Annotated in this window: 10 protein-coding genes; 6 read left to right on the forward strand and 4 right to left on the reverse strand. The window is 72.4% G+C overall.

What is annotated here, in order from left to right:
- Window positions 1–129 precede the first annotated feature (129 nt).
- Genes ACZ68P_RS28585 through xdhC form a run of 3 tightly spaced genes read left to right on the forward strand, consistent with a single transcriptional unit; the run spans window position 130 to window position 4,824 of the window.
- Window positions 130–1,617 (forward strand): xanthine dehydrogenase small subunit, encoded by a 1,488-nt coding sequence (locus ACZ68P_RS28585; protein WP_471011194.1) that lies wholly within the window; start codon window positions 130–132, stop codon window positions 1,615–1,617.
- Window positions 1,614–4,013 carry a xanthine dehydrogenase molybdopterin binding subunit gene (xdhB, locus tag ACZ68P_RS28590; protein WP_471011197.1) on the forward strand — a complete coding sequence of 800 codons (2,400 nt, stop codon included), beginning with the start codon at window positions 1,614–1,616 and terminating at the stop codon, window positions 4,011–4,013. Before ACZ68P_RS28585 ends, xdhB begins: the two co-directional genes overlap by 4 nt.
- A 1-nt stretch (window position 4,014) precedes the next feature.
- On the forward strand, window positions 4,015–4,824 hold the full coding sequence (gene xdhC / locus ACZ68P_RS28595; RefSeq protein WP_471011381.1) for a xanthine dehydrogenase accessory protein XdhC: 810 nt from the start codon (window positions 4,015–4,017) through the stop codon (window positions 4,822–4,824).
- 494 nt (window positions 4,825–5,318) lie between these two features.
- On the opposite strand, the gene ACZ68P_RS28600 is transcribed toward xdhC, so the two are convergent.
- The gene (locus ACZ68P_RS28600) at window positions 5,319–5,774 is read right to left on the reverse strand and encodes a hypothetical protein (protein WP_471011199.1); all 456 of its coding nucleotides are present in this window, start codon (window positions 5,772–5,774) and stop codon (window positions 5,319–5,321) included.
- Between ACZ68P_RS28600 and ACZ68P_RS28605 the strand changes: the two genes are divergently transcribed.
- The gene (locus ACZ68P_RS28605) at window positions 5,763–6,431 is read left to right on the forward strand and encodes a class I SAM-dependent methyltransferase (RefSeq protein ID WP_471011201.1); all 669 of its coding nucleotides are present in this window, start codon (window positions 5,763–5,765) and stop codon (window positions 6,429–6,431) included. The genes ACZ68P_RS28600 and ACZ68P_RS28605 overlap by 12 nt on opposite strands.
- Window positions 6,432–6,496: 65 nt before the next feature.
- Here the strand turns inward: ACZ68P_RS28605 and ACZ68P_RS28610 are convergent, their stop codons facing one another.
- Together ACZ68P_RS28610 and ACZ68P_RS28615 are read right to left on the reverse strand one after the other, a co-directional pair.
- Window positions 6,497–6,970 (reverse strand): hypothetical protein, encoded by a 474-nt coding sequence (locus ACZ68P_RS28610; RefSeq protein WP_471011204.1) that lies wholly within the window; start codon window positions 6,968–6,970, stop codon window positions 6,497–6,499.
- 91 nt (window positions 6,971–7,061) lie between these two features.
- On the reverse strand, window positions 7,062–8,069 hold the full coding sequence (locus ACZ68P_RS28615) for a zinc-dependent alcohol dehydrogenase (protein ID WP_471011206.1): 1,008 nt from the start codon (window positions 8,067–8,069) through the stop codon (window positions 7,062–7,064).
- A 391-nt stretch (window positions 8,070–8,460) separates the two neighbouring features.
- Between ACZ68P_RS28615 and ACZ68P_RS28620 the strand changes: the two genes are divergently transcribed.
- On the forward strand, window positions 8,461–11,223 hold the full coding sequence (locus ACZ68P_RS28620; RefSeq protein ID WP_471011207.1) for a S8 family serine peptidase: 2,763 nt from the start codon (window positions 8,461–8,463) through the stop codon (window positions 11,221–11,223).
- An 83-nt stretch (window positions 11,224–11,306) separates the two neighbouring features.
- On the opposite strand, the gene sigJ is transcribed toward ACZ68P_RS28620, so the two are convergent.
- Window positions 11,307–12,209, reverse strand: coding sequence for an RNA polymerase sigma factor SigJ (sigJ, locus tag ACZ68P_RS28625; RefSeq protein ID WP_471011209.1), 903 nt, complete (start codon window positions 12,207–12,209; stop codon window positions 11,307–11,309).
- A gap of 101 nt (window positions 12,210–12,310) precedes the next feature.
- On the opposite strand from sigJ, the gene ACZ68P_RS28630 reads away from it, so the two are divergent.
- Window positions 12,311–12,673, forward strand: a complete 363-nt coding sequence (locus ACZ68P_RS28630; RefSeq protein ID WP_471011211.1) for a hypothetical protein — start codon at window positions 12,311–12,313, stop codon at window positions 12,671–12,673.
- Window positions 12,674–12,686: the final 13 nt, after the last annotated feature.

Genomic DNA, 12,686 nt, shown 5'->3' on the forward strand with positions numbered 1-12,686 from the left:
TCGGCACCTCCTGCGTGCCGCAGTGTGGCGTGCGCTCCGGGTTCCCGAGCGGCGCCTCCGAAGAGAGAAAGCTTCTGAAATGGCGACGAGGAAAGTCACATCGGCCGCGCCTCGAAACGAGGACGTGTCATGGTAGCGGCGCGGCTCACGGTCAACGGAGAAGACGTACCCATCTCGCCCGCCGCACCCCACACCACCGTGCTGGATTTCCTGCGCGAGCGTGGGCTCACCGGCACCAAGGAGGGTTGTGCCGAGGGTGAATGCGGCGCGTGCTCGGTCCTGGTGGCCCGTCCGGGGGTCGGTACGCCCACCGACTGGGTGGCGGTGAACGCCTGCCTGGTTCCGGTCGCCGCGCTCGACGGTCAGGAGGTCGTCACCTCCGAAGGTCTCGCCACCGCCGGCGAGGCCGGCATGCCGCCCACGCTGCACCCCGTGCAGCAGGAGGTGGCGGTACGCGGCGGCTCCCAATGCGGTTACTGCACACCGGGGTTCGTCTGCAGCATGGCCGCCGAGTACTACCGGCCCGACCGCCCCGCGCACGCGTGCTCGGAGCCGGGTTCGGAACCGGATTCGGGCGGCGGCGCCGACCCGGAGCACGGTCCGAACGGTTTCGACCTGCACGCGCTGAGCGGAAACCTGTGTCGTTGCACCGGCTACCGACCGATCAGGGACGCCGCGTTCGCGGTCGGCACGCCCACGGACGACGACCCCCTGGCGCGGCGTCGCCGGCAGGCTCCGCCCGAACCGGTCGCCACCGCATACGGCCAGGACGGCAGCACGTTCCTTCGGCCGAGCACCCTGGCCGGGGCGGTGCGGCTGCTGCGAGAGCGGCCCGACGCGGTGGTGGTCGCCGGAAGCACCGACTGGGGTGTGGAGGTGAACATCCGTGCGCGGCGCGCGGAGTGCGTGGTGGCCGTCGACCGGCTGCCCGAACTGCGGGAGCTGCGCACCGCGTCGGACCACATCGAGATCGGGGCGGCGCTGACGCTCACCGAGATCGAGCGCCGCCTCGACGGCGACGTACCCCTGTTGGCGGAGCTGTTCCCGCAGTTCGCCTCCCGGCTCATCCGCAACAGCGCGACGCTCGGGGGCAATCTGGGTACCGGCTCCCCCATCGCCGACAGTCCGCCGGTGCTGCTCGCGCTGGAGGCGTCGGTGGTGCTCGCCGACGCCGACGGTGAACGTGAGGTCCCGCTGGCGGACTACTTCACCGGCTACCGGCAGAGCGTGCGCCGTCCCGGCGAGTTGATCCGCGCGGTGCGCGTCCCGCTGCCGCTGTCGCCGGTCACGGCCTTCCACAAGATCGCCAAGCGGCGCTTCGACGACATCTCCAGCGTGGCGGTCGCCTTCGCCCTCGACATCGAGGACGGGATCGTCCGCACGGCGCGGATCGGCCTGGGCGGCGTGGCCGCCACCCCGATCCGCGCCCTCGCCACCGAGGCGGCCCTGGAAGGCAAGCCGTGGGCGACGGAGACCGTCGAGGCCGCGGCGCAGGTGCTGCGGGCCCAGGGCACGCCGATGAACGACCACCGGGCCAGCGCCGGCTACCGCTCCGCGATGCTCGGCCAGAGCCTGCTCAAGCTGTACGCGCACACCACCGAGGCGGTCTCGTCATGAGCCATCTGTCCGAGCTCCCCGAAAAGCCCGTCGTCGGCGTCTCGATGCCGCACGAGAGTGCCACGCTGCACGTCACCGGCGCCGCGCTCTACACCGACGACCTGGTGCAACGTACGAAGGACGTGCTGCACGCCTACCCGGTCCAGGTCATGAAGGCGCGCGGCAGGATCACCGCGCTGCGCACCGCGCCCGCGCTCGCCGTGCCCGGTGTGGTCCGGGTGCTGACCGTCGCCGACGTGCCCGGCGTCAACGACGCCGGCATGAAGCACGACGAACCGCTCTTCCCCGACGAGGTCATGTTCCACGGTCACGCGGTCGCCTGGGTCCTCGCCGAGACCCTGGAGGCGGCCAGGCTCGGTGCCGCCGCCGTCGAGGTGGAGCTCGACGAACAACCTTCACTGATCACACTGCGGGAGGCGATCGCGGCCGGCAGTTTCCACGGTGCGCGGCCCGTGATGCTGACCGGGGACGTCGACGCGGGCTTCGAGGACTCCGCGCATGTCTTCAGCGGCGAGTTCCAGTTCTCCGATCAGGAGCACTTCTACCTCGAGACGCACGCGGCGCTGGCCCACGTCGACGAGAACGGGCAGATGTTCGTCCAGAGCAGCACCCAGCACCCCTCGGAGACGCAGGAGATCGTCGCGCACGTACTCGGTCTGCACAGCCACGAGGTGACCGTGCAGTGCCTGCGCATGGGTGGCGGGTTCGGCGGCAAGGAGATGCAGCCGCACGGCTTCGCGGCCGTCGCCGCACTCGGCGCCAGGCTGACCGGCCGGCCGGTCCGGGTCCGGCTCAACCGGACGCAGGACCTGACCATGTCCGGCAAGCGGCACGGCTTCCACGCCTCGTGGCGGATCGGGTTCGACGCCGACGGCCGCATCCGCGCCCTGGACGCCACCTTGACCGCGGACGGCGGCTGGAGTCTGGACCTGTCCGAGCCGGTGGTGGCCCGCGCCCTGTGCCACATCGACAACACCTACTGGATCCCCCACGCACGCATCGCCGGTCGCATCGCCAAGACCAACAAGGTCTCCAACACCGCCTTCCGCGGCTTCGGCGGCCCGCAGGGCATGCTGGTCATCGAGGACATCATGGGCCGGTGCGCGCCCCTGCTCGGCCTTGACCCCATGGAGCTGCGGGAGCGCAACTTCTACCGGCAGGGGCAGTCGACGCCGTACGGGCAGCCGGTCTCCCACCCCGAGCGGATCTCGTCCGTCTGGCGGCAGGTCAAGGAGGATGCCGGCGTCGTCGACCGTCAGCGGGAGATCGCGGCCTTCAACGCCGCGCATCCGCACATCAAACGGGCGCTCGCGATCACCGGGATCAAGTTCGGGATCTCCTTCAACCTCACCGCCTTCAACCAGGCCGGCGCGCTGGTGCTGATCTACAAGGACGGTTCGGTCCTGATCAACCACGGCGGCACCGAGATGGGGCAGGGCCTCCACACCAAGATGCTGCAGGTGGCCGCGACGACGCTGGGCATCCCGCTGCACAAGGTGCGGCTGGCCCCGACGCGTACCGACAAGGTTCCCAACACCTCGGCCACCGCGGCCAGTTCCGGGGCGGACCTGAACGGCGCGGCGGTGAAGAACGCCTGCGAGCAGCTGCGCGAGCGGCTGCTGCAGGTGGCCGGGACCCAGCTGGGGGCGAACGCCTCGGACGTACGCATCGTCGAGGGCGTCGCCCGCGTCGTCGGCGGCGACCGGGAGCTGGCCTGGGACGACCTGGTGCGCACCGCGTACTTCCAGCGGGTTCAGTTGTCGGCGGCCGGCTTCTACCGCACCGAGGGCCTGCATTGGGATGCGAAGAGCTTCCGGGGCTCGCCGTTCAAGTACTTCTCCTACGGCGCCGCCGCCACCGAGGTGGAGGTCGACGGCTTCACCGGCGCGTACCGGATCCGGCGGGTGGACATCGTGCACGACGTCGGCGACAGCCTCTCCCCCATGATCGACGTCGGTCAGGTCGAGGGCGGCTTCGTCCAGGGCGCCGGCTGGCTGACGCTCGAGGACCTGCGCTGGGACACCGGTGACGGGCCGGACCGGGGCCGGCTGCTGACCCAGGCCGCGAGTACGTACAAGCTGCCGAGCTTCTCGGAGATGCCCGAGGAGTTCCACGTCAGGCTGATGGAGAACGCCACCGAGGAGGGCGCGGTCTACGGCTCCAAGGCGGTGGGGGAACCTCCGCTGATGCTGGCGTTCTCGGTGCGGGAGGCGCTGCGACAGGCCGCCGCGGCGTTCGGACCCGCCGGTGTCAGCGTCGAGCTCGCCTCCCCCGCGACACCGGAAGCGGTGTACTGGGCGATCGAAGCGGCCCGCGGCCAGGCCGTCCGGCGCGACGGTCGGGCTCACGGGGGCAGCCGGATCCCGGCCGACGCGAGCGCTGTGAGCGATGTCTGACATGACCTGGGTGGCCGCGGTCGCGCGGTTGCGGGCCCGCCGGGAGCCCGGCACGCTCGTGACCGTCGCGACCGTGCGCGGCCACGCGCCCCGCCGGGCCGGTGCCAAGCTCGTCGTGGGTCGCAGCGAGACGTGGGGCTCGATCGGCGGCGGGAACATCGAGGCCGTCGCCATCGACAGGGCGCACGAGCTGAGCGTCACGGCCGATCCCGAGCCGGAGCTGATGGAGTTCGCCCTCAACGACAAGGTCACCAGCCGGCACGGGGTGCAGTGCTGCGGCGGAGTGGTCACCGTGCTGCTCGAACCGCTGCCGGTGGTCCAGTCCGTGGCGGTCTTCGGGGTCGGGCACGTCGGCCTGGAGCTGGCACGCGTTCTCGCGCGCCACGACCTCGATCTGCACCTGATCGACACCCGCCCCGACGTACTGACCGAGGAACGGCTCGGCGTGCTCGCGGACGCGGTGGCGCAGGTCCACGTGCACCACACACCGCTGCTGCCGGAGGAGGTCCTCACGGAGCTGCCGGCCGGCACCCACGTCCTGATCATGACCCATGACCACGCCGAGGACGCCGCGCTGTGCGACACCGCGCTGCGCACCGCCACGCTCGGCTCGATCGGCCTGATCGGCTCGGCCGCCAAGTGGGCGCGGTTCCGGCAGCGCCTCGCCACGGAGGGAGGGCACGACCCCGCCACGATCGACCGGATCAAGACCCCGGTCGGGATCGCCGAGATCGGCGGCAAGGAGCCGGCCACCATCGCGGTGAGCATCGCGGCGGACCTGCTCCGGACGTTCGAGCGGGAACGGGGGTGAGCTGCGCCGAGGACGGTTCTGACGCAGGGGGTCCCGAGGGCCGTCCCCGCCGGCCGGCGGCTGCGGTTCCCGAGACCACCGGCCGGCGGAGTGCGCGAAGGGCGTGCCGCCGGCCGGTGCGGGGATCAGGCGGTGCGGAGCCAGACGCCGCTGTCGGGCGGCAGCAGCCCTCCGCTAGGCGGTCGGGAGGAGACGAGGACCCGGATGTGCTGCCGAAGCGGGACCGGGGCGTCGGAGAGGTTGGCGACGCGGGTGAAGCGGTCACCGCGGGCGAAGGCGAGGACGCTTCTCCGGGAAGTCGAGCCACCGCATCGGTCCGTCCCCCAACGCGGGTTCGGCCGCGCGCAGGGCCGGCGCCTCGCGGTAGAGGTCGAGCATGGAGTCGGGTCCGTGTCCTGGACGGCCGAGCTCAGCCGCGCCCAGGCGGCGGGCCGCGGGAGCCAGGGGCGCGCGGCGCCGGCGGGGCTGAAGCCGTACGATTCGGTCTCGTCGTTTCACGGCAGCGGGACCCGGCAGCCGTCCCGGCCCTGGTCCGCCCCGTCGGTGCGGTGGAAATTGGGGTCGCCGCGGCGGTCGGCGGGGATGTCCTCGACCTCGGGGAGTCCGAGTTCCTCTCCCTGGTAGATGTCGACCGCGCCCGCCAGGGCCATGGTCAGCAGGGCGGCCGCGCGGGCGCGCCGGCGGCCGAACTCCTCGTCGACGACCGGGTTGTACTGGCGGATCCCGGCCGCTGTGCTGGTGTCGGGCCGGCCGTAGCGGGTGACGTGCCGGGTGAGGTCGTGGTCGGACAGCACCCGGGTGCTGGGCGCGCCGACGCCGGCGTGCGCGGCGAGCGTCTGGTCGATCCAGGCGCGCAGCGCGGTGGCGTCCCAGCCGCATCCGAGGAAGTCGAAGCTGAAGGCGGAGTGGAGTTCGTCGGCACGTCCTATCGTTGGCCGATGCGTACTCATCCCATCGGCCGCCCGGCCGACCTCGACATGGTCCGCGAGTCCTACGACCGGGTGGCCGACACCTACGCCCATCTGGTGACCACGACGGGAATGGGCGACATCCGTCGCCACCCCTGGCTCAAGGCCTCGATCGACGCCTTCGCGGACACGGTGAGCGGGCTCGGACCTGTCCTCGACGTCGGCTGCGGACCCGGAACGGTGACCGCCTACCTCGCCGAACGCGGTCTCGACGTCTCCGGGGTGGATCTCTCCCCTCGCATGATCGAGAACGCGCGCCGTCGCCACCCGCACTGCCGCTTCGCCGTCGCCTCCGCCACGGACCTCGATCTCGCGGAAGCGTCCCTCGGCGGAGTGCTCGGATGGTGGTCGCTGTTCAACCTCCCCCGGGACGTCCTTCCCGAGGTTCTCGCCCTGTTCGCGCGGGCGTTGAAGCCAGGGGGGCACTTCATCACCGGGACGCACGTCGGGGACGAGGACGTGGTGCGGACCGAGGCATACGGAGGGGTGCCCGTCAGCTGGACCACGCACCAGTGGCGGCCGGAGCAGCTGACGGACCTGATCGAGCGGGCCGGACTGCTCCCGGTGGCCGAGCTCCGGCTGCCCGCGGACGAGCACAGCGGACCGGGCGTGGTCGTCATGGCCAAGCGGCCCGGCTGAAGCCGCGGCAGCCGACGGCGTCCGGTCTCGGCCCGCGGACCGAGCGGGCCCCGGGCGGGCCGTCGTCAGGTGGCGGCGTGCGGCGGCGAGGGCCGGTCCGCGTGGGGGCAGGGGGTGTCGGAGGAGGTGGCGGGGATCTGCATCCGGCGCAGGAGGTCGCGCGTCGTGCGCATGCGCAGCGTGCTCTGCCAGGCGACTCCCGGGTGCCGGGTCCGCAGGTGCGACAGCGCCCGGGTGCCCAGACCGGTACTGAGGAAGCGTTCGTCGAGGGTCACGCCGGTGATGACTCCTCGGGCGCAGTCCGCGCACAGGCGGTAGTGGACCTGGCCGACGACCTGTCGTGCGTGGACGAGGAGCAGGCACTCCTCACCGGGGCCGCGAGTGCCGGGGATGTGTGTGGTCAGGAACTCGACGGCCCGGTAGGCGAGGAGGCGGCGGCGCAGGCGGCCGGTGATCCATCCTCGCCGTGTGCGCCTGGTCCTGGCGTGGCCGGGAGGCCGGGGCGGGGCGGTGAGGGCCGGACGGTACCAAGTGCTCATAGGACGCGCGTGTTGTCCGTGCATGACTTCTCGTCTGCCCGGACGACGGGGCGTTATCCGTACCGGGCTGGACCTCCGGTGCGGGAGGGGCTCACGCCCCCGGTCTGATCAGCACCTTGCCGACAGCCGGGTCGTCCGACCCGGCGAGGTGAACGGCCCGCCGATAGGACTCCAGGCCGAACGTGTGGGTGATCAGCGGGCGCGGGGAGAACAGCCCGAGGTTGAAGGCCTGGACGGCACGCACCCAGGCCGCGGATGTCGCTCCGAGGACGCACCGCACCTGCAGTCGCCGCGTCGTGAGCTCCACGGGATCGAGCGGGCCCGGGCCCAGACCGGCTCCCGTACCGATGAGGCGGCCTCCCCTGCGAAGGGTTCCGACCGCCTGCCGCGACGTGGTGGACGCGTCGGAGGTGTGGATGGCGACGTCGCACTCCTGGGGCAGGGGCTCGCCGGGCCCGACGTAGGCCGTCGCACCGAGAGCCAGGGCCGGCTCGGCACGGCCCGCGCCGGATCCCACCACCGTCACCCGCTTCACACCGGTCGCCACGAGGTACTGGACGACCAGCAGGCCGAACACCCCGTCGCCGAGCACGACCGTGCTCTCCAGAGGGAGGACGTTCGCCTTGAGCACGGCGGCCACCGCGCAGGCGGCCGGTTCGAGCAGGGCAGCGGCCGCGAGGTCGGCGTCGTCCGGGAGGACGTGCAGGAGCCGCGCGGGGATCACGAGGGTCTCGGCCATACCGCCGGGCTGGGTGAAGCCCGTCTCCTCGTACCCCGCCTCGCACAGGGTGTTCTCGCCCTGTCGGCACCGTGCGCAGACCTGGCATCCTCGGACGCTCTCGCCGACGACCTTCCTGGCGATCAGCCCCTCGGACACGCCCTCGCCGACACGCTCCACGGTGCCGGACCACTCGTGGCCCGGCGTGAGGGGATACCGCACCCGTCCTGCGGGGCGGTCACCCCGCAGGACCTCCATGTCGCTCCGGCATATCCCGTTGCTGTGGACACGGACCAGCGCTTCGCCCGGCCCGGGCGGCCCGACGCTGCGCGATACGAGCCGGTGTACTCCTGGCCGGGTCACCAGGAGCGCGACGCTCATCGGTCACCCGCGGCGGGGCGAGCGCGCAGAGCCCTTTCGGGGTGACGCAGACGAGCGGCGCGCCGGAGTCTCCGTCGTGCGACGACCATCACCGTGACCCGATCTGTTCGAAATATCGAATGATGTTCGGCATGTTGACGGTACGTTAGAGGGCGCTCCGAAGCGAAGTCAATGGGCGGGCCCACGTCCTCCCCGGCACATCCGGCACGCGGACCACGCCCTGTGCACCGACGCCGACACGGCGGTGTCCGTGCCGATCGGCGGAGCGAGCACGGGCCCCTGACCGCCGGAGGGGGGACCGCCCACCTTCGCCAGGCTGTTCGATACCGTGTCGCCTTCCCACTCATGATCACGCGGGCATCCCCCACTGCCCGCTTCACGATGGAGCGACATGAAACGACCTATATGGTCCACGGTCGTCACGGCGGTGACGGCCGTGACGCTCGGCGCCCTCCCGGCTCACGCCGCGCCGGTGAGCGCCACGACGGCGACGTCCCCGACCGCCGATCCCGTCGACCCGGCCCTCCGGGAACAGGTCGCCGACGGCGGCACGGTGAGGGTGAACGTCGTCACCAGGAGCCGGGCCGACCTGCCCGCCGCCGCCCGGGCCGGCAGGACGGGCAAGGCCCTCAAGACCCTCTCGATCCTGCCGGTGACCACGCTGAACGTCGACGAGGCCGGCCTTGAGAAGCTGACCGCCCAGGCCGGCGTCGTGAGCGTCACCGAGGACGTGGCCGTGCCCCCCACCTTGGATTCGACCATTCCGCTCATCGGCGCGGACAAGACCGCCGCCGCGGGCCAGACAGGCGCCGGCAACGTCGTGGCCGTCCTCGACACCGGCGTCGCCCGCAAGCACCCCTTCCTCGGCAACCGGGTGATCGCCGAGGCGTGCTTCTCGACCAACAGCCCGGACTCCGGGGTCACCAGCCTGTGCCCCGACGGCACCGAGCAGCAGGAGGGCCCGGGGGCGGCCGACGCGGAGAGCGGGCCTTGCGCCGCGTCCGGCCTGTGCGACCACGGAACCCACGTCGCCGGTATCGCCGCCGGCAACGGGCAGGGTGTGACGGGAGCTCCCCGCACCGGCGTCGCCCCCGGTGCGAAGATCATCGCCATCCAGGTCTTCAGCAGGTTCGCCACCGAGGCGTCCTGCGGCGTCGGGAAGGCGCCGTGCGTGCTGGCCTACACCAGCGACCAGCTCGCGGGCCTGGAGAAGGTCCTGCAGCTGCGTCAGTCAGGGACGCCGGTCGTGGCGGCCAACATGAGCCTGGGCGGCGGCCAGTACACGACGGCCTGCGACACGGACTCCCGCAAGGTGGCCATCGACAACCTGCGCGCCGCGGGCGTCGCCACGGTGATCGCCGCCGGCAACAACGCGTACACCGACGCGGTGGGCGCCCCCGGCTGCATCTCCTCGGCCATCACGGTGGGCAGCACCACCGACGGCGACCAGCTGTCGTCCTTCACCAACCGCGGGCCGCTGCTGGACGTCTTCGCCCCCGGCAGCAACGTCGTCTCCTCGATCCCCGGCAACGGCTACGCCGCCTACAACGGCACCTCCATGGCCGCCCCGCACGTGACGGGGGCCTTCGCGGTGCTCCGGCAGGCGTACCCGCGGGCGAGCGTCTCGGAGCTGGAGTCGGTCCTGGAGACCGGCGGGAAGACCATCACCTACGCGGGCGCCGGCACGCCGCGCATCCAGCTCGACCTGGCGCCGCGGATCACGGACTTCAACGGCGACGGCGTGGAGGACACGGTCGTCGGCGACCCGAAGGCGGCCGTGGGCGGCGACGCCAACGCCGGTGTCGTACGCGTCGTGTACGGCGGGGGCAAGGGCACCGCGGAGATCAGCCAGGACCTCGCCGCCGTGTCGGAAGGCGCCGAGCCGGGCGACCTGTTCGGGGAGAACCTCGCCACCTTCGACCACGACAGGGACGGCTACACCGACCTCGTGGCGGGTGTCCCGGCCGAGGACGTCGGCACGAACACGGACGCCGGTTCCGCCCAGGTGTTCTACGGCGCCGCGGGCGGCCTGTCCACCGCCAAGGCTCCCCTCAACCTCGTCCAGGGCACGGGAGCCGGCTCGATCCTGTCCTCGGCCCCCGAGGCCGGCGACCGCTTCGGCGCCGCCCTGGCCGCCGGTCACACCACGGCCGGCGAGCCGTACCTGGTGATCGGCGTGCCCGGCGAGGACCTGGGCGCCGTCGCCGACGCCGGTAGCGCCCACTACCTGCGCGGCAGCGTCAACGTCGCCGTCCACCAGGACAAGCCGGGCGTGGACGGCACGGCGGAGGCCGGTGACAAGTTCGGCGCCTCCGTCGCGGCCTCCGCGAACCACCTCGTCATCGGTTCCCCCGGTGAGGCCGTCGGCACCCTGGCCAACGCGGGCGGAGTGCAGATCCTCAAGCACACCCTGAGCGCCGACGGCATCCCTGCCCCGGTCCAGGGCATCAGCCAGGACGACGACTTCGTGTCCGGCTCGTCCGAGGCGGGCGACCAGTTCGGCGCCTCGCTGGCGGCCGTCGCGTACGTCCCGTCCGCCACCTCCGCCGCGACCGACACCGTCTTCGCGGCGGGCTCCCCCGGTGAGGCCCTGGCGGTCGGCACCAGCACGGTGAACCAGGCGGGCGCGGTCCAGAGCTTCCGCGTCACCGGGGCGGGCGCGGTCACCCAGGCCGCCAACTTCAACGCCGAGGTCGAGAACGTGCAGGGCTCGGCCGAGGCCGGCGACACGTTCGGCCAGAGCGTGGCCCTCGCCAACCTCACCCCGCACGAGCCCGGCAGCGCCGGCACCCTCGTCCTCGTGGTCGGCATCCCGGGCGAGGACGTCGGCACCACCGCGGACGCGGGTGCGGTTCAGACCTTCTACCCGTTCGGTGCTCCGGGCGACACCGACTTCTGGCTGGAGGCGGGCAACGCCTCCGGCCTGGTCGGCACCCCGACGGCCGGCCACGCCATCGGCAACCACCTGGGCGCCACCGCCTCGCGGCTCTACGTCGGGGTTCCGAACACCGCGCCGTACGGCGCCGCCCAGGCCCTCCCCTGGGGCAACGCCACCGGCGGCCGCACCGGCGCGGCCGGCACGGCGACCGTGCACCAGCCGGGCCAGAACGGCCTTCCGGCCGCGGGAGGCGGCTTCGGCTGGGCGATCGGCTGACCGCGAGGCCGGTCCGGAGCTGACCGAAGGCACCTGAACGATGAGGCCCTGGGGGGGATCCCCTCCAGGGCCTCACCCTCGTGTCAGCGGTCCCGCACCCACGGGCGGAGCTTCTCGGGGTTGCGGACCGCCCAGATCCGGGTGACCCGGCCGTCGGCGACGTCGAGCGAGGCGACGGTCATGACGACACCGCCCTGGCAGGCGACCAGCCCCGGCACACCGTTCACCGACCGCACCAGGAGTTCGAGCCCCGGAGCCTTGTCGGCGATGGCGACCATGTACCGGGCGATGTGCGCACCGCCTTCGATCGGGCGCAGGACGGTGCCGACCATGCCCCCGCCGTCGGCGGTCATCACGGCGGCCGGGTCGAGAAGGTCGACGAGGGCCGCGATGTTCCTGGACTCCCACGCTTCCTTGACGTGCCGCACCGTGTCGGCCTGGCCGGCCGCCGACGCCGGGGCCCGCTCCGGGCGCACCCGCCGGCGCGCGGACGCGGCGAGCTGCTTGCACGCCGCGGGGGTCCGGCCGACGATGCCGGCGATCTCGGCGAACGGGTAGCGGAAGACGTCGTGCAGGACGAACGCCACCCGCTCGGCGGGTGTCATCGAGTCCAGGACCACGAGGAAGGCCATGGTCACCGATTCGTCCAGGACCATCTGGTCGGCGGGGTCGGCGAGATCGGCGCCGTGGCCCCACTCGGCGTGGTCGGGCAGGGGATCGGGCAGCCAGGCGCCGACATAGCGCTCACGGCGTGCCCGCGCCGAGCCGAGCACGTCCAGGCAGACGCGGCCGGTCACCGTGGTCAGCCAGGCCCCGGGGGACACGATCTCGTCCTGTCGGCCTCGTGGCAGCGCGTACCAGCGGGCGTAGGCCTCCTGGACGGCGTCCTCGGCCTCGGCCAGTGAACCGAGCAACCGGTAGGCGACATTGACCAGCTGACGCCGCTCACCGGCTATCGCGTCGATACGCGTCCCCGTCCCTCCCATGCTCCCGACCGCCTCCTCGCCTTACCTTTCGCGGGCCCGCGTCGTCGGGCTGGTGAGACCTTATCGATCTACTGCCCCCGGGCGGACAAGGGGACCGTGACATGGCGACCCAGGCAACGGCACAGCACCGACTCTCGTTTCTGCACATCGCGATCGCCGTGCAGACCCTGACCATCTTCCTCCAGGCGATCTCCGCTGGACTGCTGTTGTCCTCGTCGTACGGCGAGACGCTGCACAGCGTCGGAGCCCGCGTGATGTACGGGGCCTCGATGCTCTACGTGGTCGCGGCGGTGCTGGCCTGGAAGCCGGGCGGCGGCTCGCCCCGCCCCGTCCTGCACGCGACCGGCTTCCTCGTCCTCGCCTCGATCCAGGTCGTGACCGGCATCGCCCACATGTCGTCGCTCCATCTCCCGCTGGGCGTCCTGATGTTCGGCCTCAGCGTGCTGGCGCTGGCTCGGCGCTGACCTCCGGCCCCGG

The sequence above is a fragment of the Streptomyces sp. NPDC036822 genome, assembly GCF_055609145.1.

Excerpts from the sequence above, each read along its gene's own strand:
- ACZ68P_RS28585 (WP_471011194.1), top strand. The coding sequence starts at position 130 with ATGGTAGCGGCGCGGCTCACGGTCAACGGAGAAGACGTACCCATCTCG.
- xdhB (WP_471011197.1), top strand. The coding sequence starts at position 1,614 with ATGAGCCATCTGTCCGAGCTCCCCGAAAAGCCCGTCGTCGGCGTCTCG.
- xdhC (WP_471011381.1), top strand. The coding sequence starts at position 4,015 with ATGACCTGGGTGGCCGCGGTCGCGCGGTTGCGGGCCCGCCGGGAGCCC.
- ACZ68P_RS28605 (WP_471011201.1), top strand. The coding sequence starts at position 5,763 with ATGCGTACTCATCCCATCGGCCGCCCGGCCGACCTCGACATGGTCCGC.
- ACZ68P_RS28600 (WP_471011199.1), bottom strand. The coding sequence starts at position 5,774 with ATGAGTACGCATCGGCCAACGATAGGACGTGCCGACGAACTCCACTCC.
- ACZ68P_RS28610 (WP_471011204.1), bottom strand. The coding sequence starts at position 6,970 with ATGAGCACTTGGTACCGTCCGGCCCTCACCGCCCCGCCCCGGCCTCCC.
- ACZ68P_RS28615 (WP_471011206.1), bottom strand. The coding sequence starts at position 8,069 with ATGAGCGTCGCGCTCCTGGTGACCCGGCCAGGAGTACACCGGCTCGTA.
- ACZ68P_RS28620 (WP_471011207.1), top strand. The coding sequence starts at position 8,461 with ATGAAACGACCTATATGGTCCACGGTCGTCACGGCGGTGACGGCCGTG.
- sigJ (WP_471011209.1), bottom strand. The coding sequence starts at position 12,209 with ATGGGAGGGACGGGGACGCGTATCGACGCGATAGCCGGTGAGCGGCGT.
- ACZ68P_RS28630 (WP_471011211.1), top strand. The coding sequence starts at position 12,311 with ATGGCGACCCAGGCAACGGCACAGCACCGACTCTCGTTTCTGCACATC.